23 protein-coding genes are annotated in these 26,674 nt (G+C 68.8%); 14 read left to right on the top strand and 9 right to left on the bottom strand.

The window, feature by feature from the left end; genetic code table 11:
• Positions 1-111: 111 nt before the first annotated feature.
• Entirely contained in the window at positions 112-1,308 is a 1,197-nt protein-coding gene (locus ACFOGJ_RS17105; protein WP_379902647.1) for an ABC transporter substrate-binding protein, read from the bottom strand.
• A gap of 249 nt (positions 1,309-1,557) precedes the next feature.
• Between ACFOGJ_RS17105 and ACFOGJ_RS17100 the strand changes: the two genes are divergently transcribed.
• Complete coding sequence (locus ACFOGJ_RS17100; RefSeq protein ID WP_379902645.1) at positions 1,558-2,367, top strand: glucose 1-dehydrogenase; 810 nt, start codon at positions 1,558-1,560, stop codon at positions 2,365-2,367.
• Positions 2,368-2,396: 29 nt separating this feature from the next.
• On the opposite strand, the gene ACFOGJ_RS17095 is transcribed toward ACFOGJ_RS17100, so the two are convergent.
• Positions 2,397-3,194 carry a helix-turn-helix transcriptional regulator gene (locus tag ACFOGJ_RS17095; protein WP_379902850.1) on the bottom strand — a complete coding sequence of 266 codons (798 nt, stop codon included), beginning with the start codon at positions 3,192-3,194 and terminating at the stop codon, positions 2,397-2,399.
• A gap of 437 nt (positions 3,195-3,631) precedes the next feature.
• Between ACFOGJ_RS17095 and ACFOGJ_RS17090 the strand changes: the two genes are divergently transcribed.
• From ACFOGJ_RS17090 to ACFOGJ_RS17075, 4 genes are all read left to right on the top strand, one after another.
• The gene (locus ACFOGJ_RS17090) at positions 3,632-4,783 is read left to right on the top strand and encodes a C4-dicarboxylate TRAP transporter substrate-binding protein (RefSeq protein WP_379902643.1); all 1,152 of its coding nucleotides are present in this window, start codon (positions 3,632-3,634) and stop codon (positions 4,781-4,783) included.
• 87 nt (positions 4,784-4,870) lie between these two features.
• A complete protein-coding gene (locus ACFOGJ_RS17085) occupies positions 4,871-5,386 on the top strand; it encodes a TRAP transporter small permease (protein ID WP_379902639.1) in 516 nt (171 codons plus the stop codon).
• 5 nt (positions 5,387-5,391) lie between these two features.
• A complete protein-coding gene (locus ACFOGJ_RS17080; RefSeq protein ID WP_379902637.1) occupies positions 5,392-6,699 on the top strand; it encodes a TRAP transporter large permease in 1,308 nt (435 codons plus the stop codon).
• 58 nt (positions 6,700-6,757) lie between these two features.
• Complete coding sequence (locus tag ACFOGJ_RS17075) at positions 6,758-7,597, top strand: TetR/AcrR family transcriptional regulator (protein WP_379902634.1); 840 nt, start codon at positions 6,758-6,760, stop codon at positions 7,595-7,597.
• A gap of 9 nt (positions 7,598-7,606) precedes the next feature.
• On the opposite strand, the gene ACFOGJ_RS17070 is transcribed toward ACFOGJ_RS17075, so the two are convergent.
• Positions 7,607-8,815, bottom strand: a complete 1,209-nt coding sequence (locus tag ACFOGJ_RS17070; protein ID WP_379902632.1) for a CaiB/BaiF CoA transferase family protein — start codon at positions 8,813-8,815, stop codon at positions 7,607-7,609.
• A gap of 195 nt (positions 8,816-9,010) precedes the next feature.
• Here ACFOGJ_RS17070 and ACFOGJ_RS17065 point away from each other — a divergent pair, with 195 nt between their 5' ends.
• The 3 genes from ACFOGJ_RS17065 (at position 9,011) to ACFOGJ_RS17055 (ending at position 14,933) form a co-directional block, all read left to right on the top strand.
• Positions 9,011-11,341 (top strand): xanthine dehydrogenase family protein molybdopterin-binding subunit, encoded by a 2,331-nt coding sequence (locus ACFOGJ_RS17065; RefSeq protein WP_379902630.1) that lies wholly within the window; start codon positions 9,011-9,013, stop codon positions 11,339-11,341.
• A gap of 297 nt (positions 11,342-11,638) precedes the next feature.
• Positions 11,639-13,276, top strand: a complete 1,638-nt coding sequence (groL, locus tag ACFOGJ_RS17060) for a chaperonin GroEL (RefSeq protein WP_379902628.1) — start codon at positions 11,639-11,641, stop codon at positions 13,274-13,276.
• Between the two features lie 565 nt (positions 13,277-13,841).
• Positions 13,842-14,933, top strand: a complete 1,092-nt coding sequence (locus tag ACFOGJ_RS17055; RefSeq protein WP_379902625.1) for a S1C family serine protease — start codon at positions 13,842-13,844, stop codon at positions 14,931-14,933.
• Positions 14,934-14,952: 19 nt separating this feature from the next.
• Here ACFOGJ_RS17055 and ACFOGJ_RS17050 read toward each other — a convergent pair whose 3' ends face one another.
• The gene (locus ACFOGJ_RS17050; RefSeq protein WP_379902623.1) at positions 14,953-15,438 is read right to left on the bottom strand and encodes a MaoC family dehydratase; all 486 of its coding nucleotides are present in this window, start codon (positions 15,436-15,438) and stop codon (positions 14,953-14,955) included.
• A gap of 227 nt (positions 15,439-15,665) precedes the next feature.
• Between ACFOGJ_RS17050 and ACFOGJ_RS17045 the strand changes: the two genes are divergently transcribed.
• A complete protein-coding gene (locus tag ACFOGJ_RS17045; protein WP_379902621.1) occupies positions 15,666-16,943 on the top strand; it encodes a pentapeptide repeat-containing protein in 1,278 nt (425 codons plus the stop codon).
• Between the two features lie 413 nt (positions 16,944-17,356).
• Here ACFOGJ_RS17045 and ACFOGJ_RS17040 read toward each other — a convergent pair whose 3' ends face one another.
• Together ACFOGJ_RS17040 and ACFOGJ_RS17035 are read right to left on the bottom strand one after the other, a co-directional pair.
• Positions 17,357-18,151, bottom strand: coding sequence for an aspartate/glutamate racemase family protein (locus tag ACFOGJ_RS17040; protein WP_379902619.1), 795 nt, complete (start codon positions 18,149-18,151; stop codon positions 17,357-17,359).
• A gap of 81 nt (positions 18,152-18,232) precedes the next feature.
• The gene (locus ACFOGJ_RS17035) at positions 18,233-19,432 is read right to left on the bottom strand and encodes a hypothetical protein (RefSeq protein WP_379902618.1); all 1,200 of its coding nucleotides are present in this window, start codon (positions 19,430-19,432) and stop codon (positions 18,233-18,235) included.
• Positions 19,433-19,764: 332 nt separating this feature from the next.
• Between ACFOGJ_RS17035 and ACFOGJ_RS17030 the strand changes: the two genes are divergently transcribed.
• The 3 genes from ACFOGJ_RS17030 (at position 19,765) to ACFOGJ_RS17020 (ending at position 22,003) form a co-directional block, all read left to right on the top strand.
• Complete coding sequence (locus ACFOGJ_RS17030; RefSeq protein ID WP_379902616.1) at positions 19,765-20,169, top strand: nuclear transport factor 2 family protein; 405 nt, start codon at positions 19,765-19,767, stop codon at positions 20,167-20,169.
• Between the two features lie 61 nt (positions 20,170-20,230).
• Positions 20,231-20,851, top strand: coding sequence for a CDP-alcohol phosphatidyltransferase family protein (locus ACFOGJ_RS17025; protein WP_379902613.1), 621 nt, complete (start codon positions 20,231-20,233; stop codon positions 20,849-20,851).
• A 48-nt stretch (positions 20,852-20,899) separates the two neighbouring features.
• Complete coding sequence (locus ACFOGJ_RS17020) at positions 20,900-22,003, top strand: EAL domain-containing protein (RefSeq protein ID WP_379902610.1); 1,104 nt, start codon at positions 20,900-20,902, stop codon at positions 22,001-22,003.
• A gap of 33 nt (positions 22,004-22,036) precedes the next feature.
• Here ACFOGJ_RS17020 and ACFOGJ_RS17015 read toward each other — a convergent pair whose 3' ends face one another.
• From ACFOGJ_RS17015 to ACFOGJ_RS17005, 3 genes are all read right to left on the bottom strand, one after another.
• On the bottom strand, positions 22,037-22,687 hold the full coding sequence (locus tag ACFOGJ_RS17015) for a hypothetical protein (protein WP_379902607.1): 651 nt from the start codon (positions 22,685-22,687) through the stop codon (positions 22,037-22,039).
• A 143-nt stretch (positions 22,688-22,830) separates the two neighbouring features.
• Positions 22,831-24,123, bottom strand: a complete 1,293-nt coding sequence (gene kynU, locus ACFOGJ_RS17010; RefSeq protein WP_379902604.1) for a kynureninase — start codon at positions 24,121-24,123, stop codon at positions 22,831-22,833.
• 139 nt (positions 24,124-24,262) lie between these two features.
• Positions 24,263-24,805: a protein phosphatase CheZ gene (locus tag ACFOGJ_RS17005; RefSeq protein WP_379902602.1), complete on the bottom strand. Its 543-nt coding sequence runs from the start codon at positions 24,803-24,805 to the stop codon at positions 24,263-24,265.
• Between the two features lie 114 nt (positions 24,806-24,919).
• Between ACFOGJ_RS17005 and ACFOGJ_RS17000 the strand changes: the two genes are divergently transcribed.
• Positions 24,920-25,390 carry a MaoC family dehydratase gene (locus tag ACFOGJ_RS17000; protein WP_379902601.1) on the top strand — a complete coding sequence of 157 codons (471 nt, stop codon included), beginning with the start codon at positions 24,920-24,922 and terminating at the stop codon, positions 25,388-25,390.
• A gap of 8 nt (positions 25,391-25,398) precedes the next feature.
• Positions 25,399-26,409, top strand: a complete 1,011-nt coding sequence (locus ACFOGJ_RS16995; protein ID WP_379902599.1) for a bifunctional riboflavin kinase/FAD synthetase — start codon at positions 25,399-25,401, stop codon at positions 26,407-26,409.
• Positions 26,410-26,674 lie beyond the last annotated feature (265 nt).

The following is a 26,674-nucleotide window of genomic DNA, read 5'->3' as shown; positions in this document are numbered from 1 at the left end:
CGATCCGGGTCTTCCGGGCGCCCGGTTGCCGCCACTATCCGCCGGCGGCAGGCGGCGCGCCAGCGCGGCGGAAGCCCGTTGCGGGGCCCCCGCCTGCCGCCGGCGCCGCGATCAGTTCGACGCGGTGCCGCTGACGTCGATGATGTCGCCGAACCGTTCCCAGGCCTCGCCGTTGAAGCGGATCAGCTGCATCTGCTCGATCGGGAAATGGTCCTGCGGGCCGGTCTTCACCCGGATCCCCGGCAGCAGCATCGGCGGCTCGAAGTCGAGATCCTCGGCCTGCTTCAGCATGTTCTCCCGGGTCAGGGTGTCGCCCATCTTCTCCAGGATGTGGATCAGCGCGTGGCAGGTCGACCAGGCATAGACGTTCAGCTTGTCCAGCTTGTCGCCCTTGAAGTCGTTCTCCATGAAGTCGAGCCAGGCCTTGAAGTCCTCGTCGTCCTGCCATTCCGGATCGGTCGGATCCTTCAGGTAGTCGGCGGAGATGATGTCGACCGACTTGTCCAGGCCGGCCGGCTTCAGCACCGCGCCGATGGAGTTGGAGGTGTTGTTCAGGAAGTGCATCGGCTGCCAGCCGATATCCGCCATCTTGCGGATCGACTGCGCGGCGAACTTCGCGGTGGTGATGTTCAGGAAGGTGTCGGCGCCGCTATTGGCCAGGTTGATGATCTGCGAGTCCACCGTCGGGTCGGTCGACTCGTAGGTCTCCTCGGCGACGATCAGGTCGGTCTTGTCGCCAAGGCCCTCCTTGAAGCCGGTCAGGTAGTCCTTGCCGAAATCGTCGTTCTGGTAGAGCACGGCGATCTTGGCGCCGGGATAGTTGGCGGCGACATACTTGCCGTAGATCTGGCCCTCGGTCCGGTAGGCGGGCTGGTAGCCCATGGTCCAGGGATAGTTCTCGTAATCCCCCCACATGGACCCGCCGGAGGCGATCAGCAGCTGCGGCACCTTCTTCTGGTTCAGGTATTTCCGGACCGAGAAGGAGGTCGGCGTGCCCAGGCTCTGCACCACGCCCAGCACCTTCTCCCGCTCCACCAGCTTGCGGGTCTGCTCCACCGTCTTCGGCGGGCTGTAGCCGTCGTCCAGGCTGATATAGCGGACCTTGCGGCCGTTCACCCCGCCCTCTGCGTTCTTCTTGTCCAGGCAGACGGAAACCAGTTTGCCGATCGTGCCGTAGGCGGAGACCGGCCCGCTATAGGGCATCGTGTTGCCGATCAGGATCTCCGTCTCCGAGGCGCCGGGGCCGTATTCGGCGGCCTGCGCGCCGCCCCAGGCCAGGCCACCGGCGATCGCCGCAGCGACTGCCATGCCGGCCGTTCCAGGCTTGCCAAATCTCATCGTTCCGCTCCTCCCGAATGGTCCTTCGCCGGCCCTTCCGGTCCGGGCACGGCCTGCCGCCATCCCGCGGATGGCAGACGGCAGGATCTATGGCGGGTTCGGGGCGTCCTGACTTGCGTCAACTGGCTACGCGGCCGGCAGCGCGTTTGCACAAGCCGGCCGCCCTCCGCTACAGGCCCTCCGCTACAGGCGATGCGACCGATCAGGGGGAGGCATGCGATGGACGATCCGAAACCCGGCCCGGCGACAGCCGGTGACCGTGCCGCCCTGCCGGCGGCGTTCCGCCTGGACGGCCAGGTCGCCCTGGTCACCGGTTCCAGCCAGGGGATCGGTGCCGCCACAGCGCGCGTCCTGGCACAGGCCGGCGCCCATGTCGTGATTTCCAGCCGCAAGGCGGAGGCCTGCGAATCGGTGGTCGCGGCCCTGCGTGACGAGGGGCTGAAGGCGGAGGCTCGCGCCTGCCATGTCGGCCGGCTCGCCGATATCGAGGCGATGGAGGCCCATCTGCAGGCCGCCCATGGCGGCCTCGACATCCTGGTCAACAATGCGGTGCTGAGCCCCTGGCGCAGCATCGCCGACACCGATCCGGGGCTGTTCGCCAAGACGGTGGAGGTCAACCTGCAGGGTCACTGGTTCCTGTCGACCGCGGCCGTCCGGTTGATGAAGCCGCGCGGCGGCGGCAGCATCGTCAACATCTCCTCGGTGGCGGCCATGCATCCGCAGACCATGCTGGCGCTCTACGGCACCCTGAAATCGGCGCTGACCGGCATGAGCCGCAGCTTCGCCCTGGAGCATGGCCCCGACGGCATCCGGGCCAATACCGTCCTGCCGGGACTGATCCAGACCAGCCTGGCCGATGCCTTCGACGCTGAAACCCAGGCGCGGATCGAAGGCCGGACCCCGCTCGGGCGGCTCGGCCTGCCGGAGGAGATCGGCAACGCAGTGCTCTATCTCTCCTCGCCTGCGGGGGCCTTCGTCACCGGGGCGAGCCTGGTGGTGGATGGGGGCTTGTCCCTCTCCCTGTTCTGAACGCTGCCTGGACGCTGCCGCCGCCGATCTCAGGCCGCAGGGCAATGCGCGCCGGCCACGATCCGCAACTGGCGCGAGCCGCGGAAGATCGAACTCGGGGTCAGGCCGTAGATGCGCCGGATCGAATGGCTGAAATGGGTGGAATCCGGATAGCCCAGGTCCATCGCGACATGGGTCAGGTTCTCCGGCCCGTTGACGTGGGGCATCAGCGCCCGGGCACGCTTCCACATGCGGACCGACCGGAAGCGCAGGCCGGTTTCCTGGCTGAACAGGTGCAGGTAACGGGATTTCGACAGGCCGGCCTCGCGGGCGCAATCCTCCGCCGTCACGGTCGCGGCGGGCAGGTCGTGCACCAGATGGCGGATGGTCCGTTCGATCCGCTCGTCCAGCCGGCGCGGCGCCAGCAGACGGCCCAGGAACAGGCGGTCGAAATCATCCGTGGCGAAGCCGCTGCAGTCCGTCGTGCCGGCCAGCGCGGCCCTGGCGGCTTCGATCCTCGCATCGATTTCGGCCGCGCCGGCCGGCGTTGCGCTTCGTGCCTCCAGGGCCTGCAGCTGATCCTCGGCGACGCTTTCCGGCTCGATCATCAGCACGCTGATCAGATCGCTCGAGCTGGTGACCCGGTGGGCGACATAGGGGCGCACGGTGGCGATGCGCCGCCGCTGGATCGGCCCGCCAGCGACGGAAAGGCCGAAGCTGCCGACCGGCGCGGCATAGATCACGAAGGCGCCGGGCGCGCGCAGGCGGCAGGCCCGGCCCAGCAGGCCGTTGTAGAACAGCCGCTCGTGGCCGATCAGCATCACGTTCGGGTTGTCCTCGCCCAGCATTCTCACCTGGCTCTCCTCCCTCGGTGGCGCCGCCGCTGCCTACATCCGCAGCCTGCCACTATTGAAGACGTACTCAGTTTAAGTGAGTCAAGAAACACCCACCTGCAAGGATCCGGCGGCAGCTGGCAGTCCTTGATGCACAACGGTTTTTGCTGCAGTGCAGCATGATCGGTCGGTTCAAGAATGATCTTGACTCATTTTAACTGAGTTCGTTTCATTTAAGCGCGGAGTGCGGTACCGGTTGCTCCGGCCGGTCGGTTGCCCCTCGGAACCCGACATCGGGGGGGCGCCGACTGCCTTCGCCAAACACCACGACAGGGCCGGCCCTGGCGCTGCGGCGATGCGCCGGCGCGGACGGCCGTCACCTGGCGGACTTGCCTCGGAACTGTCGCGGCGCAGGCCGCATGCGCCGCCATTCGAAACGGGAGGGAACCATCATGAAGCTCACGAAGCTCCTGGCCGCGTCGGCCCTGGGTCTAGGCCTGGGCCTGAGCGCGATGGCCGCGCAGGCCGACACCCTGAAGGTCGCGGTCGGCTTTCCGCCGGGCAGCGCCTCCGCCATCGGGCTGGAGAATTTCGCCAAGTATGTGGAAGCGAACAGCGACCTGAAGGTGAAGGTCTTCCCGCTGTCGCTGCTGAACCTGAAGGAGACGCCGCCCGGCCTGCGCGACGGCATCGCCGATATCGGCTACGTGCTGACCCCCTACTATCCAGCCGAGTATGCGGAGACCAATCTCGGCGCCAACCTGTCGATGCTGGTCACGACGGGCGAGCAGGTGCCGGCGCCGGGCGCGGCGATGGCCGGCGCGATGCTGGAATACGTGATGCTGAACTGCCCCGACTGCCTGGCGGAGCATAAGCGGCAGAACCAGGTCTATCTGGGCGGCGCCGCCAGCACCGACTATGTCCTGCTCTGCACCACCCCGATCCGCACCCTGGAGGATGTGAAGGGCAAGAAGATCCGCTCCGGCGCGGCCAATTTCGGCCGCTGGGCGGAGCATTTCGGCGCCACCAAGGTGTCCATCCCCGGCAACGACATCTACGAGGCGATGTCGCAGGGCGTCATCGACTGCGCGATGATCTCCGCGCCCGAGCTGACCAACCTGCAGCTGATGGACGTGACCAAGGACATCACACTGCGGGTGCCCGGCGGCGTCTTCGCCGGCTCCGGCACCTCCAACGTCAACCGCGACACCTGGCTGGAGCTGACCCCGGAACAGCGCAAGGTGATGTTCGAGGCGGCGGCGAAGCTGCTGGCCGATATCAGCCTGGACTACAACGACCTGGCGAAGAAGAACATCGCCGACGCCAAGGCCAAGGGGATCGAGGTGATCGACCCGCCGGCGGAGATGCTCGACGCCTCGGAAGCCTTCGTGAAGGGCGACATGGACGTGATCGCCGAGCAGTTCACCTCCGCCTACGGGCTGGAGAACGTGCCGGCGAAGATCGACACGATCTCCGCCCTGGTCGAGAAGTGGAAGGGCCTGACAAAGGACGGCGCGGTGACCGACGATCGCGACGCGCTGGCGAAGCTCTACTGGGACCAGGTCTTCTCCAAGGTCGACCCGGCGACCTACGCGACGGACTGACATCCTCTGAATGGTGCATCAGGCGGCGCTACCGGGCCCGGGCTCCCTGGCCCGGTAGCGGCCCCTGGCCCTGAAAACGCAGTTCCGATGACTTTCCTCTCCCGCCTGCTGGGCCGGCTGATCGATGCCTCGACCATCGTCGGCGCGATCGCCGTCGCCCTGATGATGCTGCAGATCACCGCCGACGTGATCGGCAAGTTCGTCTTCCTGGCGCCGGTGCCGGCCACCATCACCCTGGTCTCCAACTACTACATGGTGGTGGTCGCCTTCCTGCCGCTGGCATTCTGCGAACGCGGCAACGGCCATATCACCGTCGAGGTGCTGACAGAGCTGATGCCGATGCGGGCGCAGCACCATCTGGGCGCCTTCGCCACCCTGCTGTCCGCGATCATCTTCGCGCTGCTGACCTGGCGCGGCTGGCTCGACGCGGTGAAGAAGCAGGATATCGGCGCCTTCATCATGGAGCAGGGGACCAAGGTGCTGATCTGGCCGTCGCACTACCTGCTGCCGATCGGCACCGGGCTGATGGTGCTGGTGCTGCTGTTCAAGCTGGCCCGCTATCTGCGCGGCGGCGAAGACGCCGCCACCACGACCAGGTTCTGAGCGCCATGTCCGACGTCCAGATCGGCTTTGCCGGCATCGCCCTGCTGCTCGCCCTGATCGCGCTGCGCGTGCCGATCGCGGTGTCGCTGATCGGTGTCTCCTTCGGCGGCATCTGGCTGCTGGTGGGCGAGCGCGCTGCCTGGGGCATCCTGGGCGTGATCCCCTACGAGTTCGCCGCCACCTGGCAGCTCAGCTCGGTGCCCATGTTCCTGCTGATGGGCTTCTTCTGCTTTCATGCCGGGCTGACCAAGGGGCTGTTCGACGCCGCGCGGATGTGGCTGTCGCGGCTGCCCGGCGGGCTGGCGATCGCCACCGTGTTCGGCGCGGCCGGCTTCGCCGCCGTGACCGGCTCCTCGGTCGCCTGCGCCGCCGCCATGGGCCGCATCGCGGTGCCGGAGATGATGCGCCACCGCTACGCGCCCAGCCTGGCCACAGGCACGGTGGCCGCCGCCGGCACGATCGGCGCGCTGATCCCGCCGTCCCTGCTGATGATCCTCTACGGCATCATCGCGCAGGTGCCGATCAGCTCCCTGTTCCTGGGCGGGGTCGGCGCCGGCCTGCTGACCCTGGTGGGATATCTGGTGGTGATTGTGGTGCGGGCGAAGATGGTGCCGGAGCTGGCACCGCCGATCCACGAACATGTCGGCTGGTCGGACCGTCTCTGGGCCCTGCGGGAGACCTGGCCGGTGCTGCTGCTGATGGCCGGCGTCTTCGGCGGCCTGTTCTCCGGCGCCTTCACACCGACGGAAGCCGGCGCGGTCGGCGCCTCGCTGGCGCTGGTGATCGCGGCGCTGAAGCGGGCGCTGACCTGGCAGAGCTTCAAGAATGCGCTGGTGGAGACGCTGCTGACCTCCGCCGCTTTGTTCATCATTGCCATCGGCGCCAGCCTGCTGACCCGCTTCCTGGCATTCAGCGGCGCCGGCGACTATCTCTCCGACATGGTGGTGGGCATCGGCGCGGACCCGATCCTGCTGCTGATCGGTATCTCGCTGGTCTACCTGGTGCTCGGCATGTTCCTGGAGCCGCTGGGGGCGATGCTGCTGACCCTGCCGATCCTGCTGCCGATCATCGACGCCACCGGCTTCAGCCTGATCTGGTTCGGCGTGGTGCTGACCAAGTTCCTGGAGATCGGCATGATCACCCCGCCGATCGGGCTGAACGTCTTCGTCATCAAGGGGGTGGTCGGCGAACTGGCCACCACCAGCCTGATCTTCCGTGGCATCATGTGGTTCCTGGTGGCCGATCTGTTCGTGGTGGCGGCACTGATCATCGTTCCCGACATCATCCTCTATCTGCCGGGGTTGCTACAGTGAGCGGAGACGGGGAGAACGCGATGCTGCGGACCGTGGCGGCCGGCCGGACAGGGCCCTGATGCCGCGCAAGGCTCTGACCCGCCGCGTGCGGGTGGAGGAGCGGGAGCAGGCGATCATCGCCGCCGCCCGCGAGGTCTTCACCCGCAACGGCTTCGACGGCGCCAAGGTCGCCGACATCGCCCGCGCCGCCGGCGTGGCCGAGGGCACGGTCTACATCTATTTCCAGAACAAGAGCGCGCTGCTGGTCGCCGTCCTGCGCGAGTTCTACGAGGAACTGACGGCCAAGGCGGCGGAGGGGGTGGCAGAGATCCCCGGCACCTTCGACCGGCTGGAATTCCTGGCCCGCCACCACCTGGAAAGCGTCGCCCGGGCCTGGCACATCCTGGCGCTGGGCAGCCAGCAGTACCGGATCGTCAGCGACTACGGCCAGACCGAGACCTACCAGTTCAACCGCGCCTATGTGGCGGTGTTCGACCAGGTGATCCGGGAAGGGGTCGCCCGCGGCGATATCCGCGAGGACGTGCCGCTGCGCCTGCTCGGCGACATCTTTTACGGCGGGCTGGAATTCGCCAGCTACACCCTGCGCCTGCGCAGCAAGCGCTTCGAGCGGCTGGCGGCGCCGGTGGTGGCCGACTTCATCCGCATCCTGAGGACCGGCATGGCGGCGCCGGCGGCGGTGCCCGATGCCGCCGAAGATGAGGCGCTGCTGTCGGTCGCTGCGCGGCTGGAACAGGTCGCCACGCGGCTGGAGCAGGCGGCACCGGAATCGCCGCAGGAGTCCGAACGAAAAGCCGGCATGTCGCTCTCGGGCTTGACCCGAGAGCCTATTCCGCCAGCCCGGCGGCAGGGAAAAGCCGGCGGAATGGATCCTCGGGTCAAGCCCGAGGATGACGGCTGAGAGGGCCCCTTACCTTTTCTCCTTCGGCACGATGCCGTGCGCGATCATCGTCTCGATCTCGGCATCGTCGTAGCCGAACTCGGCCAGCACCTCGGCGCTGTGGGCGCCGAAGCGGGGCGGGGCGCGGCGGACATTGCCCGGCGTGCGGGACAGCTTGATCGGCATGCCGGTGCCCTGGTAGCCGTCCAGCTTCACCACCATTTCCCGCGCCAGGGTATGCGGGTGGGTCAGCACGTCGGGCACCGCCAGCGCGGCGCCCGCCGGCACGCCGTTCTGCATCAGGGTCATCGCCAGTTCCTCGCCGTCCCAGGGCGCCACCAGTTCCTCCAGGATCGGGTCCAGGGTGTCGCGGTTGGCGTGGCGGTCGCGATTGGTGCGGAAGCGGGGATCGTCGGCCAGCTCCTCCCGTCCCAGCACGCGGCACAGGGTGCGGAACTGCCGGTCGTTGCCGGCGCCGATCATCACCGGCCGGCCCTTCGACGGCACCAGCTGGTAGGGCACCAGGTTGGCATGCCGGTTGCCGGTCAGCTTCGGCGTGACCTGCGCCATGTGCCAGTTGGCATTGTGCGGGTGCAGCAGGGTGACCCCGGTGTCGTAGAGCGCCACCTCCAGCGACTGGCCGCGGCCGGACTGGGTGCGCTCGTGCACCGCGGCCAGGATGCCGACCGCGACATAGAGGCCGGTGCCGATATCGACCAGCGGGCTGCCCAGGCGGATCGGTCCCGATTCCGGCGAGCCGTTGATCGAGATCAGGCCCGACCAGGCCTGCACCATCGCGTCGTAGCCCGGGAAGCCGCCGAACGGCCCGTTGCCGCCGAAGCCGGTGATCTGCGCATGGATCAGGCGCGGGAAGCGCTTCTCCAGAACCTCGGCATAGCCCAGGCCCCATTTCTCCATGCTGCCGGGCTTGAAATTCTCCACCAGCACGTCGGCGCCTTCCAGCAGGCGGAACAGCACCTCCCGCCCCTCCGGCTTCGACAGGTCGAGCGCCAGGCTGCGCTTGTTGCGGTTGATGCCGGCGAAATAGGCGGCATAGTCCTCCTCGAAGGGCGGGCCCCATTCCCGGGTCTCGTCGCCCTGCGGCGGCTCCACCTTGATCACCGTGGCGCCCAGGTCGCCCAGGGTCTGGGTGCAGAACGGCCCGCCCAGCACGCGGCTCAGATCGATGACCTTCAAGCCCTTCAGGGGCCCGGTCGGCGCCGCGGTCTCACTTTCCATTGCGTCTCGCTCCCGGCAAACGGTTCCTGCTCTTTCCCGATGCTGATAGCGCCGGGGGCACCTGCCCGCAATGGCGCACCTTGACCCGGCGCCAACGTTAAGCAAAGTCCTGTATCACGGATCGGCGGCCACCCGGGCACGGGCGCCGCGACGGCAATGCGCCCGGCCAGGGCCAGTTCCAGGGGGAGGATCGGCATGAACCAGATCATCAGTGCGGATGCGCTGCGCTTCGGGCGCGACGCGCGGGCGGTGCGGCGCCAGGAGGATCAGCGCCTGCTGGTCGGCGACGGCCGCTATGCCGACGACAAGACGGCGGAGGGCATGGTGCACATGGTGCTGCTGCGCTCCCCCGTCGCCCATGCCGCCGTGACGTCGCTGGACGTCTCCGCCGCGAAGGAGGCGCCCGGGGTGGTGGCGGTCTATACCCTGGCGGACCTGGACGCGGACGGCGTGCGGCCGATGCCCTGGGCGGCGGAGATCCCGCGCCCCGACGGGAAGCCCTTCGCCTCGCCGCCGCGCAAGATGCTGGCCGGCGACACCGTCCGCTTTGTCGGTGACCCGGTGGCGGTGGTGATCGCCGAGAGCCGGGCCGCGGCGCAGGACGCCGCGGAGCTGATCGAGGTCGAGTATGACGAGAAGCCCGCCGCCACCAGCACCGAGGCGGTGATCGCCGGCGGTGCCCCGGCGGTCTGGCCCGATGCGCCGGACAACATTTCCTGCGGCGCCCGGCACGGCGATGCGGCGGCGACCGAGGCGGCCTTCGCCAAGGCGCACCACGTCGCGAAGCTGCGCATCGTGAACCAGCGCCTGGTCGGCAATGCGATGGAGCCGCGCGCGGTGCTGGCGGTGCCGGACGGGCCGGGCGGCCATGTCACCCTGAACATGGGCTCGCAGAACCCGTCCACGGTGAAGACCATCATCTCCGGCGCGATCTTCGGTTTCCCCGATACCGAACTGCGGGTGCTGGTGGAGGACATCGGCGGCGGCTTCGGTCTGAAGGCCAATCCCTATGTGGAGGATGCGCTGGCGGTCTATGCCGCGCGCAAGCTGGGCAAGCCGGTGAAGTGGCGCGCCGATCGCGGCGAGGAATTCACCAGCGTGATGCAGGGCCGCGACCATGTCAGCGAGGCGGAGCTGGCGGTCGATCCGCAGGGCCGGATCCTGGGCATGCGGGTGAAGACCTGGGCCAATCTGGGCGCCTATGTCTCTACCGTGGGGCCGCTGGTGCCGCTGATGCTGGGGCCGAAGGTGATCACCAGCGTCTATGACGTGCCGGCCCTGGACCTGGAGGTGATCGGCGTCCTGACCAACACCACGCCGACCTCCCCCTATCGCGGTGCCGGCCGGCCGGAGGCCGTCTTCCTGATGGAGCGGATGATCGAGCAGGCCGCCCGCGACCTGAAGATGGACCCGCTGGAGATCCGCCAGCGGAACTATATCCGCCGCGACGCGATGCCCTACACCAACGCCATGGGCGAGGTGTACGACGTCGGCGATTTCGGCACACTGCAGGGCCGTGCCGTCGAACTGGCCGACTGGAAGGGCTTCGACGGCCGCAAGGCGGAGTCCAAGTCCCGCGGCCTGCTGCGCGGCCGCGGCATGGCGTCCTACGTGGAATGGACCGGCGCCATGCAGTTCACCGAGGCGGTGACGGTGGAGGCCTATGCCGATGGCCGCATCCTGCTCTGGTCCGGCACACAGGACATGGGGCAGGGGCTGCGTACCGCCTATGCCCAGCTGGTGGCGCAGAAGCTGGGCGTGCCGGTGGAACGGATCACCGTCGTGCAGGGCGATACCGACCGGGTCGGCGGCTTTGGCAGCATGGCCTCGCGGTCGCTGTTCACCGGCGGGCCGGCGGCGGTGACCGGGGCGCAGGCCCTGATCGACAAGGGCCGGGAACTGGCCGCCGACGCGCTGGAGGCCGCCGCGGCCGACATCACCTACGAGGAGGGCCGCTTCACGATCTCCGGCACCGACCGGTCGATCGACCTGAGCGAGCTGGCGGGTCGGCAGGATGGCGGCATGTTCCTGATCGACGCCTCCGAGACGGTGGCCGGGTCGAGCTGGCCGAACGGCCACCATTTCGTGGAGGTCGAGGTCGATCCCGACACCGGCCGGGTCGCCCTGGTGAAGATCACCACCCTGGACGATGTCGGCCATCCGGTGAACCCGCTCATCGTCTTCGGCCAGCTGCAGGGCGGCATGGCGCAGGGCATCGGCCAGGCGTTGCTGGAACAGGCGGTCTACGATCCTGAGAACGGCCAGCCGCTGACCGGCTCCTTCATGGACTATTGCATGCCGCGGGCGGACGACCTGCCGTCGATGGATGTGAACCTGGACGAGAGCGTGCCCTGCACCACCAACCCGCTGGGGGCGAAGGGCTGCGGCGAGTCCGGCACGGTGGGCATCACTGCCGCGGTGGTCGCCGCGGTGCTGGACGCGCTGGCGCCGCTCGGCGTCAGCGACATCCAGATGCCGATGACCCCGGACCGGGTCTGGCAGGCGATCCGCGACGCCAGCGCGTGATGGCGAAGGCTTCGGCCCCGGGAGGTCCCCGGGGCCGCACCTGCGGTTGAACTGCTCCGCTTGATGGCGTAGTCCATCGGCTTTACATCGATGGCGGCGGTCGTTTCCTTCCGGGACTTTGCCGCGAAGGTGCAGGCCCTGCACCTGGGTTCCGGAGCTGTTTCGCGCCCGTCTGCCACACCACAGCCTGGCCGGACAGTCGTTCGGGTCGTACCAGCGTTTTCTGATGCCGGATTCACGTGGGGCGTGCCGGTCGGGGGGCCGGGACGCCGCCACCAGGGATAGAGGAGGCCTGAGATGCCTGCGAAGGAAGTACGTTTTTCCACCGAGGCACGGGAGCGGATGCTCGCGGGCGTCGACGTCCTGGCCAATGCGGTCAAGGTCACCCTGGGCCCGAAGGGCCGCAACGTCGTCCTGGAGAAGAGCTTCGGCGCACCGCGGATGACCAAGGACGGCGTCACCGTCGCCAAGGAGATCGAGCTTTCCGACAAGTTCGAGAACATGGGCGCCCAGATGGTGCGCGAGGTGGCGTCGAAGACCAATGACGTGGCCGGCGACGGCACCACCACCGCCACCGTGCTCGCCCAGTCGATCGTCAGGGAGGGCGCCAAGGCGGTCGCCGCCGGGATGAACCCGATGGACCTGAAGCGCGGCATCGACCTGGCGGTCGAGACCGTCGTGAAGGACCTGGAGAAGCGGTCTCGGAAGATCTCCTCCTCCGGCGAGATCGCGCAGGTCGGCACGATCTCCGCCAACGGCGACCGCGAAGTCGGCGACATGCTGGCCCGCGCGATGGACAAGGTCGGCAAGGAAGGCGTCATCACCGTCGAGGAGGCCAAGGGCCTGGAGACGGAACTCGAGGTCGTCGAGGGGATGCAGTTCGACCGCGGCTACCTGTCGCCGTACTTCATCACCGATTCCGAGAAGATGGTCTGCGAGATGGAGGATGCCTACATCCTCCTGAACGAAGGCAAGCTGTCGAACCTGCAGGCCCTGCTGCCGGTCCTGGAGACCGTGGTGCAGTCCAACAAGCCGCTGCTGATCATCGCCGAGGATGTCGAGGGCGAGGCCCTGGCCACCCTGGTGGTGAACAAGCTGCGCGGCGGCCTGAAGGTCGCGGCGGTGAAGGCGCCGGGCTTCGGCGACCGCCGTAAGGCGATGCTGGAGGATATCGCCGTCCTGACCGGCGGGCAGGTGATCTCCGAGGATCTGGGCATCAAGCTGGAGAACACCACCCTGGCGATGCTCGGCCGCGCCAAGAACGTGCGCATCGACAAGGAGAACACCACGATCGTCGACGGCGCCGGCAAGAAGAAGGAAATCAACGCCCGGGTCGGCCAGATCAAGGTGCAGGTCGAGGAGACCTCGTCGGACTATGACCGCGAGAAGCTGCAGGAGCGGCTGGCGAAGCTGGCCGGCGGCGTTGCGGTGATCCGGGTCGGCGGCGCCTCCGAGGTCGAGGTGAAGGAGAAGAAGGACCGGGTCGACGACGCCCTGCACGCCACCCGCGCCGCGGTCGAGGAAGGCATCGTCCCGGGCGGCGGCGTCGCGCTGCTGCGGGCGGCGAAGTCGCTGTCCCGCGCGAAGGGCGGTAATGACGACCAGCAGGCCGGCATTGCCATCGTCCGCCGCGCACTGGAGACGCCGGTGCGGCTGATCGCGGAGAATGCCGGCACCGACGGCGCCGTGGTTGCCGGCAAGCTGCTGGAGGCCAAGGACGACAACTGGGGCTATGACGCCCAGACGGGCGAGTATCGCGACCTTGTGAAGGCGGGCATCATCGACCCGACCAAGGTGGTGCGGACCGCGCTGCAGGATGCCTCCTCCATCGCCGGCCTGCTGATCACCACCGAGGCGATGATCGCCGAGAAGCCGGAGAAGTCTTCCGGCGGCGCCGGCGGCGGCGTGCCGGACATGGGCGACATGGACTTCTGATCGGGCGGTTCGCCGGAAGGACCTGTTCCGGGGGCCGGGCGGCCGCGGCAGCGGCGGCCCGGCCCTCATCGTTTCCGGGCCTTGTTCCGGGACCGTCGCAGGAGCGACCCGGCCCTGCCGCGCCACTGCCGGTGTCGTCGTCCTCGGGCTCGACCCGCGGATCGTGGCAAGGCGCCGACGTTGCATCTCTGGGCCGCTCCACCGCCCGTTGACCGGTCCCCGGGTCGGGCCCTACGCGATTCACATATCTCTTCTCTTCGACGCGCCTCCCTGCTGCCGTCGCCCTCGGGCTTGACCCGAGGGGCATGACGGGACAGGGACGCTGCGCAACTTCGCCGTCTTGCCACGATCCTCGGCTCGGGGGCCGAGGATGACGGCAAAAAGGTAGGACCGCAGGGCTGATCTGGCCCCGCCGGCGAAATGTGTGAATGCCGTAGGCTCGGGGGCCGAGGGCGACTGCGGGGCGGGTGCCGATGCCGGACGGCGGCTTGTCATGGCGGGACCGCGATGACATCTGAAGGATGCGGCGAGCGCCGCTGATACCGAAGACGGGGCGAAAGGACTGATGCGGTCGCGGGCCTGGCGATATCTGGCGATCTGGGCGCTTCTGGTGGCCACCCTCTGGGTGGGCGACCGGTTCGTTCGCGGCGTCTGGCTGACCGCGGACGAGCCGCGCGTGGTGACCCCGCGCGGCCAGCTCTCCGATGTCGAGGAACATACCATCGCCCTGTTCCGCCATGTCAGTCCGTCGGTGGTGGCGATCACCGCCGCCGGCGCCCGGCCGGGCGGCCGGGGTGCGGGATCGGGCTTCGTCTGGGACGGCGCCGGGCATGTAGTGACCAATGCCCATGTCGTGGAGGGCGCCGCCCAGGTCTGGGTGCGGTTCGGCGATGCCGAGGTGGTCGGCGCGACGGTGATCGGCGTGGCGCAGGACCATGACCTTGCCGTCGTGCTGCTGGACGACAACCGGCTGGACCTGCGGCCGATCCCGGTCGGCAGCACCGACGAACTGCAGGTCGGCCAGTCGGTCTATGCCATCGGCAATCCCTTCGGCCTGCCGCGCAGCCTGACCACGGGCATCATCTCCGCCCTGGACCGGGAGATCCTGACCGGCACCGGCCGTGAGGTCACAGGGGTGATCCAGACAGACGCGGCGATCAACCCGGGCAATTCGGGCGGGCCGCTGATCGATTCCGCCGGCCGGCTGATCGGCGTGAACACCGCCATCGTGTCCGGCAGCGGCAGCTTTTCCGGCGTCGGCTTCGCGGTGCCCGTCGACGAGGTCAATCGCATCGTCCCCGCCCTGATCCGCGACGGCCGGGTCGCCCGGCCGGGCATCGGCATCGCCGTGGCCAGCCCGGGGCGCGACCTGCCGCCGGGACTGCGGGCCGGAACGGACCAGGCCGGCGGCATCGTCGTGGCGCAGGTCTTTCCCGACACGCCTGCCGCACGGGCCGGGCTGGAGGGAATCGCCGAGCGTGGCGGCGCTTTGGCGGACATCATCACCGCGGTCGACGGACGCGAGGTCCATTCCCTGGCGGAACTGGCGCGCGAACTGGCGCGGGCCGGGGTCGGCGCCCGGGTCGAACTGACGGTGGTGCGCGACGGCAGCAGCCGCGCGGTCCCGGTCGAGGTGATCGATATCGGGCGGAGCTGACGGCGTCCCGGCCTTGCCCTCAGCTTCCGCCTGCCGGCGGGGCCGCATCGCGGCAGCGGTACATGCCCATGCCGCGGCTGGACATCACCACCTCGTCCGCCTGGTTCAGCACCTCGTTCTTCTGGAACACCACGCCGCGGTCGGGCTTGCTCTCCGACCGGCGCACCCGCTCCACGGTGATCCGCACCCGCAGGGTATCTCCCGGCCGCACCGGCCGGTGCCAGCGGATCTCGTCCACCCCGGGCGAGCCCATGGAGGCGCGCGGCGAGATCCAGTTCTCCACCAGAAGCCGCATCATCACGCAGGTGGTGTGCCAGCCCGACGCGATCAGCCCGCCATAGTTGGAACCCTGCGCCGCCACGGGGTCGGTGTGGAAGCTCTGCGGGTCCCATTGCCGGGCGAAGCCGATGATCTCCGTCTCGGTCATGGTGTAGCTGCCGAACTCGTGCCTCTCGCCCGCGCTGTAATCCTCGAAGAAGCGTTCCGTAGGCGGCACCTGGGACATGAGAACCTCGACTGAAGGGGGCGGCAGCGAAAGCCCGCCGTGCAAAAGCAAGTCCTGACGCAGAGGAGTATGGCCGATTCAGCAGGTTTCCAGTCACCCGGAAGCGCAATCAGGGCAAAACCTGCTAAGATTTCCGTAACGATTCCTGTCATATGCGTAGGACGGGCCGGCAGTACGGGCGCCAGACTGGCTGGCGCCCAATTCGACAGGGGCTCTCAAGCGCGTCGATGAACGTGGTACAGCGTCTGGAACTCGATCCGCAGAAACTGCAGGACATGCTTGCGAAGCATCGCAAGTGGCTGCAGCGCACCTATGGCGGCGTGCGTCTGGACCTGTCGGGCGCCGACCTGCGGGGCGCCGACCTGTCGGGCGCGGTGCTGCGGTCGGCGAAGCTCTCGGGCACCAACTTCGCCCGGGCGATCATGATCGGCACCGACCTGCAGGAATGCGACCTGTTCGCCGCCAACCTGGACCGCGCCGATCTCAGCCATGCCAATCTGGAAAATGCCGACCTGCGCGGCGCCTTCATGCGGGGCTGCCGGCTGAACGGCGCCAACATGAAGGGGGTCGACCTGCGCGGCGGCGCGCTGATGCAGGGCAGCGGCCGCGATTCGCTCTCCAATGCCTACGGCTCCAAGCCGAACACAAAGGGCGCCGACCTGACCAAGGCGCGGATGCGCAATGTCGACTGCTCGGAGGCCCATATGGAAGGGGCCAACCTGTCCGCGGCCCGGCTGGAGAATGCCAACTTCCGAAATTCCGACATGCGCCGCTGCGACCTGTCCGGCTCCCATCTCAACGGCGCCGACCTGCGCGGGGCGAACCTGGAGAAATCGGCGGTCGACGGTGCCATCTTCGCTGGCGCCGACCTGGAGGGCGCGAAGCTGGAAGGGGTCGACCTGCGCGAGGCCAACCTGCAGGGCGCCCGCCTGTTCAAGGACCAGGATTCCTATTCCAAGGAGGTGAAGGACGCCTTCCAGCAGCACGCTCTCTGGATCGAGAGCGACGGCCGCAAGGGCGAGCGCCTGAACCTGAAGGGCGCCGAGATGAGCCGCATCGACCTGCGCGGCGCCAACCTGTCGGCCGGCAGCCTCAAGGACTGCATCATGGAAGGCGCCAACCTGGAAGGTGCCCGCATGGTGATGACCGACCTGTCCGGCGCGCGCCTGACCGGGGCCCGGCTGGTGAAGGCGAACCTGAACGGCGCCAACCTGACCGATGCGGTGCTGAACGGCGTCGACATGCGCGGCGCCTCCCTCGACCCGGTCGAACTGCTCGGGCCCGGCGGCAAGCCGACCGGCCGGCACTGGTCCGCCAGCCTGGCCGGCGCGATGCTGCAGAAGGCCAACCTGGCCTATATCCGCATGCGCCGCTGCAACCTGGTGGATACCGACTTCACCAATTCCAATCTCGCCAAGGCGGATCTGCGCGGCGCCCGCATCGACGACACCATATTCACCGGCGCCATCGTCAAGGACGCGAAGATCCCCAAGGCGGAGGAGTAGAGCGTTTCGGGGCGAGGCGGCGGCGGTATCGAAACCGCGATCGTCATCCCAGGCCTTGAGCCGTCCACGGACTTCGTTTGTGGACCCATTCCGCAAGCCTCGAGGCGCCCGGCCGCCAACGGAATGGGTTCTCGGGTCAAGCCCTACGGCATTCACACATCTCGTCAGCGGAACCAGAGCAGCCCTGCGGTCCTACCTTCTTGCCGTCATCCTCGGCCCCCGAGCCGAGGATCGTGGCAAGGCGGTGAAGCTGCGCGGCGTCCCTTTCCCGTCATGCCCCTCGGGTCAAGCCCGAGGGCGACGGCAACAGGGAGGCGCGTCGAAGAGGAAAGAATATGTGAATCCCGGAGGGGCAAGCCCGAAGACGCGTCGATTCCGGCACGACGCATGACCAGCTCAGGGCCCGCGCGGGCTCAGGTGCGCGGGGCCAGGAAGTCGGCGATCGCACCGTCCGATGCCCGCGCATAGAAGCCGCTGCGGCCGGCCGCGACGCCGGTCAGGCGGTGCATGTCCACCGCCATCTCCGCCGTCTTCAGCGCGACCCCCAGGCCCTCCATCACTGCGGCGCCGTCCACCAGGAAAGGCTGCAGTTCCGCCAGCAGCAGCATGGGCAGGCCGCCGGCCGGGATCAGCACATCGGCGCCGGCGGCGACCAGCGGCTGCACCTGGGCAACGAAGTCGGCGCGCATCGCGTCGCGTTCCGCTGGGTCGGTGAAGGCAGCCATGAACCGGCCCACATCGGCGGTGATGGCGCGCACCCCGGCACAGCGCCGCTCCAGCCCATGGCCGGCGACCTGCAGGTCGTGCCAGGCCAGGAAGGCGGGGTTGATCGTGACCAGGCCGAACTTCAGCCCCATGGAACAGGCCCAGAGCATGCACGCCTCGCCCAGGCCGATCACCGGGATCTCCAGCGCGCCGCGGATCTCCCGCAGGCCGGGCTCCTGGAAATGGCCGATCAGGAAGGCGTCATAGCCCTCCGACTGCGCCCGCAGCGCATTGCGGATGCACTGGTCGGCGCAGCGGAACTCCGTCAGCGCGTGGAAATGCCGGTCCGGCGGGGTGACGCCATGGATCTCGACCGCGGTGCCGGGACGCTTCAGCAGGTCGAGGCGTGCCTGCAGCCGCTCGAAATAGGGGCGCTGTTCCTCGGGGGCGATGAAGCTCTGGTACCAGATCCGCATCGCTCCTTTGGCACTGTCCTGGCTCATCGCATTCCCCTGTCGACCGCCGTCCTGCACTTTCCGTCGGCTAGATAGCCCGGCAACGGGCGGCAGCGGAAGCTGGCAGGCTCAGCCCTCCTGCTCGCGCAGGCGGCGGAGCCGTTCCTTGAAGCCCTCACGCAGCTGCGGGCGATAGGTCATCGGCGCGCTGGGGGTCAGGTTCTCCTCCAGCTCCATCGTGGCGCGCCATTCCTTCGTCGGCTCCTTGCGCATCAGCGGCGCGCGGCCCTCGACCTCGCCCAGGATCCGCAGCCAGAGGCAGTTGCGCGCCTGCTCCAGGCGGGTGTCGCGCAGCAGCTTGGACAGGTCGCTGGCCGCCTGGTTGGGCACCGGCGGCTCGTAGGAGCCGGTGGCCAGGTCGGCCATCGCGTCGATCGCCGCGAACAGGCTCGGCTGGCTGCCCAGCAGCTCCATGATCACCGAGGGGAAGTCCAGGCAGCCCGCCAGCAGCTCGTCCAGGATGCCCAGCGGGTGCCGCTCCATGTCCAGGGTGACGTTCTTGCGGACGAAGTCGATGCGCGAGAAATGCGAGCGCGAACCCCGCATCGCCCGGGCGATGGCATGCAGTGTGAAATAGCGCACCTCGCCCGGGGTCTCGAAGCGGCCCTGGGCGGCTTCGTACAGGGCGCGGTAGTCGTCGTTCACCAGTTCCGGGCGGTTGCGTTCGGCCGCGGCGTCGCGGCTCCAGCTGATCGCGGTGCGCAGCAGGTCCTGCAGGATCTCCGCCCGTTCCCGCGCCGACAGGCGGCCCTCGGTCGCCTGCTTGCGGGCGACCAGGTGGATCGCCGCGCCGACCAGCGGGTATTGCAGGTCGATCATCTTGAACAGCCAGGGGGAATGCAGCGCCTCCAGCGCGCTCAGGCATTCCTCCTCGAAATAGTCGCGCAGGACCAGGTTCAGGATCCGGCAGGAGGCGCGGCCCGACAGGTCGTCGAAGCTCTCGCAGTGCGGCGGCTGCTCCTTGACGTCGCGGGCGGTCAGGACCTTCTCCCGCTCCTCCGCCACCTCGTGGAAGACCTCGGTCTGCGTGCCGCCGCCGCCGGAGCGCGCGCGCTCGCGCATCACCTTGATGGCCTCGAACTTGCCGGTCGCCAGCATCTTCCTGGCCTGGCCGATCAGCCGCTTCTCCACGGCATCGACATCGGCCTTGTTGAAGATGCCGCCCATGCGCATCTCGTCGGGGTCATGCGCGATCTCGATGCGCCAGCGGCCCTCGACAAGGACATGCGTCTCGTACGTGAACTTACGGGCCTTCAGAAAATCGGCCATGGTCCCCCTGCAGCAGGTCTCCCCACACCCGGAGGCGCGTTCCGCAGGTCCTGCGCAGCCAGCAGCCCTGCGCCTCTCGCAGTATGCATGTGTATAGCAAATATTGGAGCGGGTTCGTCAAAACCTCAAACCGCATTCCCCAATAGCCGGCGGACAATCCCGAAGCGTCGCCCGTGCCGCGTTCCGGCAACGGCGCTGTGCACTTGCGGGAAAGGGCCGGATATTGTCGTCCGGCGACGCGTTCTTCCTCCCCAAGTTGTCGGCGGCCCATGGCCACGGCCGGTATCGCCCCCCGGCTTTCGCCGGGCGCCTGTGACGAGTATATCACTGCCATGCACGACCTGGATGCCGTTCTCGCGGCGAATGAGAGTTTCTACCGGGCCTTTGCGGAGGCCGACATGGCCGCCATGGAGGCGCTCTGGGCGGAACGCAGCCCCGTGGCCTGCATCCATCCCGGCTGGCCGCCGCTGACCGAACGGGCCGACGTGATCGAGAGCTGGCGGCGGATCCTGACCAATCCGGGCCAGGACGCTCCGGAATGCCGCGCTCCGGAGGTGCTGCTGTACGGCGACATGGCCCTGGTCCTGTGCTTCGAGGCGATCGCCGGCCAGGTCCTGGTCGCCAGCAATTACTTCGTGCAGGAGGCGGGGGGCTGGCGGCTGGTGCACCACCAGTCCGGCCCGGTGAACGAGGCACCGCGGCCGAAGCGGCCGCCAGGCCCCCGATCCGTGCATTGATGAGACTCAGCGTTGAGGCGGTTGCCGCAGTGCGGGACCGGGGCGCGGCGGAACAGGCGCCATGCTCGACCCGCTGATGCGGCGCCTGATCGACCCGCCGCTGCGGCGGGCCGGGGCGACGCTGGCCCGGGCGGGAATCGGGGCGGACGGCATCACCCTGCTGGCCTTCGTGGCGGGGCTGGCGGCGGCGGCTGCGGTGGCGCTGGGGCAGACCTGGATCGGCCTGGCGCTGCTGGCCCTGAACCGCCTGGGCGACGGGCTGGACGGCGCGGTGGCGCGGGCGACCGGGGCCACGGATCGCGGCGCCTTCCTCGACATCGTCCTGGACTTCGTCTTCTACGGCCTGATGGTGCTGGGCTTTGCCGTCGCCGCGCCGCAGAATGCCCTGCCTGCGGCCTTCCTCCTGGCATCCTTCATGGGCACCGGGGCGAGCTTCCTGGGCTATGCGGTGCTGGCGGGAAAGCGGGGCCTGAGCACCGATCTGCGCGGGCGGAAATCCTTTTTCCATATGGGCGGCCTGACGGAGGGCACGGAGACGATCGCCTTCCTGGTGCTGTGCTGCCTGTTTCCGCAATACTTCCCGCTGTTCGCCTGGATCTTCGGCGCGGCCTGCTGGCTGACGGCATTGAGCCGGGTGGTGGCGGGCTGGCAGGATTTCGCCGGCGGGCCGGGGCGGGACTAGCCCGGGCGGGACCAGCAATGCGCCAGGCGCGAAAGGACGGATGAAGCGATGATCGTCTGGATCGCCATCGCGCTCTCGGCACTGGCGGTGCTGCTGGGCGGCGCGGCGCTGGCGCTGGCGCTGGGGCGGCTCGCCACTCTGCGCCACCAGGTCCGCCTGGCCATGGCGGCGGCGGTGGAGGCCGCGGAGCGCGCCGACGAGGCGACCGCCCAGCTGGACCGCCTGGACCCTGAGGGGAACCCCGCACTGGCAGCCGAGCTGGAGGATGTGAAGCAGCTGCTGGCGCAGCTGGCGAGCCGGATCGACACGGCCTCCGGGCGTGCGGCGATCGGCGCTTCCGGCGGCGCAGGCCGGGGCGAGGCGACCGGCAGTGTCGCGGCGCAGAGCATGACCGTCGCCGTCCAGGAGGCGATCGAAGCCAACCGCATCGACATCTACCTGCAGCCGGTGGTGACCCTGCCGCAGCGCACGCCCCGCTTCATGACGGCAAGCTGCCGCCTGCGCGATTCCGGCGGCCGGGTGCTGCCGCCGGACCAGGCGATGGCGATGGTGGCGCATCTGGGCCTGGCGCAGGAGCTGGACAACCAGATGCTGTTCCGCTGCGTGCAGATGGTGCGCCGGATGAAGCGGCGGCCACGCAAGGTGGGGCTGTTCTGCAGCCTGTCGCCGGCCAGCCTCGCGGATGCCGACTTCTTCGCGCAGTTCTCCGAATACCTGGAGAGCGAGCCGGAGCTGGCCGACTTCCTGGTCTTCGAACTGCCGCTGGCCGCCCTGGAGGATGCCGGCGGTGCGGCGGCGCGGCGCCTGACCCATCTGATGGAAATGGGCTTCCACCTGGGGGTGACGACCCTGACCACCCCGCGGATCAGCGCCGAGGAACTGGCGCAGGCCGGCATCTCCTTCGTCCGGATCGACGCGGCGCACCTGATCCGCGCCGACCGCGAGGAGGAGGAGGGGCCGGACCTGGACCTGCAGGAAACGGCCAACCGCGACTGGCTCTCGGCCTATGTCGCGCTGCGGCGGGAGGGCATCCTGCCGATCGCCGTCCATGTCGACGGCGAGGGCCAGGTGCCGGCACTGCTGGACCTGGAGGTCGGCCTCGCCCAGGGCCGGGTCTTCGGTGCGGCGGAACTGGCGGGGCAGGAGCCCTGACAGCGGCGGCCGCTGCCGTCGTCGTCGGTGGGCTCAGTTCAGGTAGTCGTCCCGCAGATAGTTCACGCCGGTCACGCTGGCGGTGACCGCCCAGCCCTTCTTGGTCAGAACGTAGTACTTGCGGCCGTCGACGAAGCTGCCGGACGCTTCTTCCTTGGAATCCCCCAGGATCGCCTTGCCGTCCATCCGGGCATCCTGGGTGCTGCTGATGAAGGTGTCGAAATCGGCCTGCTCCTGGATCAGGATGACGATCTTGTTGTCGAAATTGCCGACCCCGAAGGTGATGCCGAGCCCGACCGAGGCCATCTTCATGTAGGTCTTCTGCTGGGTCGACCGGTCCACCGCGACGCCGCGGCCGAAGCCGGCCGCCAGGATGAAGGCCACCTTGCGGGCATCGAACACGGCATAGCCGGCGCTCTTGTCGAACAGGGCGCGGGCCTCCGGCTTTTCCTTGAACAGCTGGAGCAGGGTTGTATGCGCCATCTCGTCCAGAGTCCGCCGCATGGCCTCGGGGCTGCCGTCGCCGTCCACCAGCTTCTCCGTCGACCTGAACTCATCGCCGATCCGGTCCGCCACGCCGGAGACGGCGTCGGAGATCTTCTGCCCGGCATCTCCGGCATGGGCGGCGGCACTGCTCAGGAAAAGGGCAAGGAGCAGGCAGATCGACGTGCTGAGCGGCTTCATAGAGCGGAATCCCCCTTGGGATGACCGCACCCGACGGCCACCGATGTCATGTCCATGGTTGCGACCGGGCGACGGCTGACTGCCCGGAGCGACGGCCAGGGTAGTGCGATGCCGTGCGGCGGGAAAGCCGCGCGGGCAGCCCGTCAGGTGACGGCGGCGCGGGCGTGAAAGCGGGGATCGTCCCAGCGCCGCGTCTCCAGGATCTGCCGCAGGCGGTCGACGGCGTCCCAGACGTCCACATGGCGCAGGTAGAGGGGGGTGAAGCCGAAGCGCAGCAGGTCGGGCGCGCGGAAATCGCCGATCACCCCGGCATCGATCAGCGCCTGCATCACCGGATAGCCGCCGCCGAGATCGGCTGGGCAGGCGAAGGAGGCCTGGCTGCCACGCTGGCCGTGGTCGCGCGGCGTGACCAGGCGCAGGCCGAAGCCGGCGCAGTCGCGTTCCACCAGGGCGATGAACAGGTCGCTCAGCGCCAGGCTCTTGCGCCGCAGCGCCGCCATGTCGACATCCGCCCAGACCTCCAGCGCGGCGTCGAGGGCGGAGAGGGACAGGATCGGCGGGGTGCCGACCTGCTGCCGCCGGATGCCGGCGGCCGGGCGGTAGTCCGGTGTGAAGTCGAACGGTGCCGCATGGCCCATCCAGCCGGACAGGGCCGGCGGGACCCGGTCCTGCAGGTCGGGCCGGACGTAGATGAAGGCCGGCGCGCCCGGCCCGCCGTTCAGATATTTGTAGCCGCAGCCCACCGCGCATTCGGCGCCGCTGGCGGCTAGGTCGAGCGGTACCGCGCCGGCGGAATGGGCCAGGTCCCAGACCATGGCGGCACCGGCCGCATGGGCGGCACGGGTCACCGCCTGCATGTCGTGCATCCGGCCGGTGCGGAAATCGACATGGGTCGCCATCACGACCGCGGTGTCGCCGTCGACGGATCCGGCCAGCGCTTCCGGCGCCACGGTTCGCAGATGCAGGCGCCCGCCGGAGGCGGCGCAGAGGCCCTGGGCGACATACAGGTCGGTCGGGAAGTTGCCGGTGTCCGACAGGATCACGGACCGACCGGTCGGCTGCGGCATCAGGCTGAGCGCCGCGTTCAGCGCCTTGTACAGGTTGATCGAGGTGGAATCGCCCGCCGTGACGCTGCCCGGCGCGGCACCGATCAGCCCGGCGATGCGGTCGCCGACCCGCCCCGGCAGGTCGATCCAGCCGGCGTCGTTCCAGCTGCGGATCAGGCCCGCGCCCCATTCCTGGCGGACCACCGCCTCGATCCGCGTCGCCGCGGCGCGCGGCAGCGGGCCCAGGGAATTGCCGTCCAGGTAGATCAGCCCTTCCGGCAGGTCGAACGCAGCCCGGAAGCGGGCCAGCGGATCCGCCGCATCGCGTGCCGCGCAGGCCGACCGGTCGGCCGGCAGGTCCGTCGCGCATGATAAGTCCGGAGCGTTCACAGTCCCTCCGTCGCGGCTGCGGTGCGGGCCGGCACCGGTATCCGCGCCCCCAGGACCGGGCCCGCCAGGACCGGGACACTCAGGACGGGGACACTCAGAACTGGGACACTCAGGAAGGGGACATTCAGGGCCGGGACCCTCAGGACTTGGCCGGGTCGGGGCCGTCGTCGAACAGGGCGTCGACATCGTTCTGGTCGATCGCCTTGCCGGACAGCTGCGGCCCGTTCAAAAGCGCGGCATCGCCCTCCGGCAGATCCGCGGCGGCGGCATCCTCCAGGTCGTTCCCGAACGTGCTGCGCAGCTGCGCCAGCCGGTCCTCGACATGCACCAGGGTCTGCACCACCTTGCGCAGCCGCTGGCCGGTGATGTCCTGGAAGGCGCAGGCCTCGATGATCTGGATCGCCGCGGTCTGCACCTTCTCGGGATAGTCGCCGGCCTTGGGATCCGCGGACATGATCTCTTCCGCCGCCGTCATGATCGTATTGGCGGCTTCCTCCGTCTCCTGAACGACGGCGGTCAGTTCCTGCCCGGCCTGCGGCAGCTGGCGGGTGTGCAGGTCGGTCGGTCGCATGGCCGCGACCTCGTGCCGGGTGCGCTCGATCGCGCGGGACAAACCGACACATTCGCGGGCCAGCTTGAAGATCAGGGTGTCCTTCTCAACCCCTGGAATCAGATCGGCCATAGCTTCCTCTTCCTCCTCCGCCGCGGCCGCGATTGTTGCGCATACCAGGTGCGGCTTCTAAATAGAGCCCCCGATTTATCCAGCCAAACCCTTGTCAACCGGTAAAGGTGAACGATGGCATATCAGCCCGAGGTCAGTGCCGCCATGCTGGGCTACCAGTTCGACGACCTGACGGTCGGAATGGAAGCCCGCTTCGGCAAGACGATCACGGATGCCGACATCGTCATGTTCGCAGGCATCTCCGGCGATACCAACCCCGTTCACCTCAACCAGGATTTCGCCGAGCCGACGATGTTCAAGGGACGGATCGCGCACGGCATGCTGTCGGCCAGCCTGATCTCGACCGTGCTGGGGACGAAGCTGCCCGGCCCGGGCAGCATCTATGTCTCGCAGAACCTGGGCTTCAGGGCGCCGGTGCGGATCGGCGATACGGTGACGGCGGTGGCGCGGGTGGCGGAGCTGCTGCCCAAGCGGCGCGTGCGGCTGGAGACGTTCTGCCTGGTCGGCGACAAGGTGGTGATCGACGGCGAGGCGGTGATGATGGTGCCGGCCGGGTCCGGCCGGTCGGACAGCCAGGCGGGCTGAGGACGGCCATGCGGATCCTGCGGCATACCGGGGACGTGCCTGCCGGCCTGCGCGGCGGGGTTGCCGTGCTGGGCAATTTCGACGGCGTGCATCGCGGCCACCAGGCGCTGCTGAATCTGGGGCGGGAACGCGCCTCGGCGCTTGGCGCGCCGTTGCTGGTGATCACCTTCGAGCCGCATCCGCGCAGCTTCTTCGCGCCCGGCGGGCCGCCGTTCCGGCTGACCAGCCTGCGCAGCAAGACCCGGCTGCTGGCGGCGCTGGGGGTGGATGCGGTGATCGCCCTGCATTTCGATGCCGAGCTGTCGCGGATGCCCGCCGACACGTTCGTCGACGACCTGCTGGCGCGCGACCTGGGCCTGCGCCATGTCGTGGTGGGCTACGACTTCTCCTTCGGCCATCGCCGCGGCGGCAATGCGGAGCGGCTGCGCCTGGGCGGCGAGGAGCATGGCTTCACGGTCGATGTCGTCGATCCCGTGGGCGAGGGGGTGCTGGTCTATTCCTCCACCCGCATCCGGGAGGCGCTGGGCGAGGGACTGGTTGCGAAGGCGGCACAGCAGCTGGGCCACTGGTGGGAGATCGACGGGCGGATCGAGAAGGGCGACCAGCGCGGCCGCACGATCGGTTTTCCGACCGCCAACGTGGCGATGGGCGACCATCTGCAGCCGCGCTTCGGCGTCTATGCGGTGCGCGCCATGCTGGACGGCGGCCCGCAGCCGCGGGAATGGCTGCCGGCGGTGGCGAATCTCGGCCGGCGGCCGACCTTCGACAAGGAGAATGTCACCTGGGAGGTGCATTTCCTCGACCTGGATGCCGATCTCTACGGGCTGCACGTGCGGACCGCCCTGGTCGATTTCATCCGGCCGGAACAGAAATTCGACGGGCTGGAGGCATTGAAGGCCCAGATCGCGGCCGACGCCCTCGCCGCCCGCGATCGCCTGGCTTCGGAAGACACGGCGATCGCGCGTTTCCCGCTGTCGCTCGCCACCTCCGCGCCACTGACGATCGAGGGGGCGGCGTGACGGCCGCGCCCGTGATTGCCGCTGTGGGGGGGCATTGCTATAAGGCGGCCATGACCGAGCACCAACGCGGCCGGAACCTGGCCGAAACGGGCGGCCACCGTCCGGTGGAGCGCGACCGAATTACCCGCCCGGCCTCCTGAACGGGGGCCGGGACGAAGGGTGTGCCTGCGCCGCCCGGCCGAAACGCAGACCAGCCGACAGCCTGCGGGGTCCGCCGCGGGCGCATGAAGCGCCCATGACAGGCCCTCCCGCAGGTTGCACCCGG

Origin of the sequence: Marinibaculum pumilum (assembly GCF_042646425.1) — a bacterium.
In the GTDB taxonomy this organism is placed as follows: domain Bacteria; phylum Pseudomonadota; class Alphaproteobacteria; order Ferrovibrionales; family Ferrovibrionaceae; genus Marinibaculum; species Marinibaculum pumilum.
The sequence above is the reverse complement of the archived record's forward strand: the minus strand, read 5'-3'. Positions and strand labels throughout refer to the sequence as shown.

What these genes read in the sequence shown, in the direction of transcription:
- ACFOGJ_RS17040 (WP_379902619.1), bottom strand. Translation starts at nt 18,151, where the DNA reads ATGAGCCAGGACAGTGCCAAAGGAGCGATGCGGATCTGGTACCAGAGC.
- ACFOGJ_RS17005 (WP_379902602.1), bottom strand. Translation starts at nt 24,805, where the DNA reads ATGGCCGATCTGATTCCAGGGGTTGAGAAGGACACCCTGATCTTCAAG.
- ACFOGJ_RS16995 (WP_379902599.1), top strand. Translation starts at nt 25,399, where the DNA reads ATGCGGATCCTGCGGCATACCGGGGACGTGCCTGCCGGCCTGCGCGGC.
- ACFOGJ_RS17090 (WP_379902643.1), top strand. Translation starts at nt 3,632, where the DNA reads ATGAAGCTCACGAAGCTCCTGGCCGCGTCGGCCCTGGGTCTAGGCCTG.
- ACFOGJ_RS17050 (WP_379902623.1), bottom strand. Translation starts at nt 15,438, where the DNA reads ATGTCCCAGGTGCCGCCTACGGAACGCTTCTTCGAGGATTACAGCGCG.
- ACFOGJ_RS17030 (WP_379902616.1), top strand. Translation starts at nt 19,765, where the DNA reads ATGCACGACCTGGATGCCGTTCTCGCGGCGAATGAGAGTTTCTACCGG.
- ACFOGJ_RS17075 (WP_379902634.1), top strand. Translation starts at nt 6,758, where the DNA reads ATGCCGCGCAAGGCTCTGACCCGCCGCGTGCGGGTGGAGGAGCGGGAG.
- ACFOGJ_RS17055 (WP_379902625.1), top strand. Translation starts at nt 13,842, where the DNA reads ATGCGGTCGCGGGCCTGGCGATATCTGGCGATCTGGGCGCTTCTGGTG.
- ACFOGJ_RS17100 (WP_379902645.1), top strand. Translation starts at nt 1,558, where the DNA reads ATGGACGATCCGAAACCCGGCCCGGCGACAGCCGGTGACCGTGCCGCC.
- ACFOGJ_RS17080 (WP_379902637.1), top strand. Translation starts at nt 5,392, where the DNA reads ATGTCCGACGTCCAGATCGGCTTTGCCGGCATCGCCCTGCTGCTCGCC.
- ACFOGJ_RS17095 (WP_379902850.1), bottom strand. Translation starts at nt 3,194, where the DNA reads ATGCTGGGCGAGGACAACCCGAACGTGATGCTGATCGGCCACGAGCGG.
- ACFOGJ_RS17045 (WP_379902621.1), top strand. Translation starts at nt 15,666, where the DNA reads ATGAACGTGGTACAGCGTCTGGAACTCGATCCGCAGAAACTGCAGGAC.
- groL (WP_379902628.1), top strand. Translation starts at nt 11,639, where the DNA reads ATGCCTGCGAAGGAAGTACGTTTTTCCACCGAGGCACGGGAGCGGATG.
- ACFOGJ_RS17020 (WP_379902610.1), top strand. Translation starts at nt 20,900, where the DNA reads ATGATCGTCTGGATCGCCATCGCGCTCTCGGCACTGGCGGTGCTGCTG.
- ACFOGJ_RS17085 (WP_379902639.1), top strand. Translation starts at nt 4,871, where the DNA reads ATGACTTTCCTCTCCCGCCTGCTGGGCCGGCTGATCGATGCCTCGACC.
- ACFOGJ_RS17070 (WP_379902632.1), bottom strand. Translation starts at nt 8,815, where the DNA reads ATGGAAAGTGAGACCGCGGCGCCGACCGGGCCCCTGAAGGGCTTGAAG.
- ACFOGJ_RS17015 (WP_379902607.1), bottom strand. Translation starts at nt 22,687, where the DNA reads ATGAAGCCGCTCAGCACGTCGATCTGCCTGCTCCTTGCCCTTTTCCTG.
- ACFOGJ_RS17065 (WP_379902630.1), top strand. Translation starts at nt 9,011, where the DNA reads ATGAACCAGATCATCAGTGCGGATGCGCTGCGCTTCGGGCGCGACGCG.
- ACFOGJ_RS17000 (WP_379902601.1), top strand. Translation starts at nt 24,920, where the DNA reads ATGGCATATCAGCCCGAGGTCAGTGCCGCCATGCTGGGCTACCAGTTC.
- ACFOGJ_RS17025 (WP_379902613.1), top strand. Translation starts at nt 20,231, where the DNA reads ATGCTCGACCCGCTGATGCGGCGCCTGATCGACCCGCCGCTGCGGCGG.
- ACFOGJ_RS17105 (WP_379902647.1), bottom strand. Translation starts at nt 1,308, where the DNA reads ATGGCAGTCGCTGCGGCGATCGCCGGTGGCCTGGCCTGGGGCGGCGCG.
- ACFOGJ_RS17035 (WP_379902618.1), bottom strand. Translation starts at nt 19,432, where the DNA reads ATGGCCGATTTTCTGAAGGCCCGTAAGTTCACGTACGAGACGCATGTC.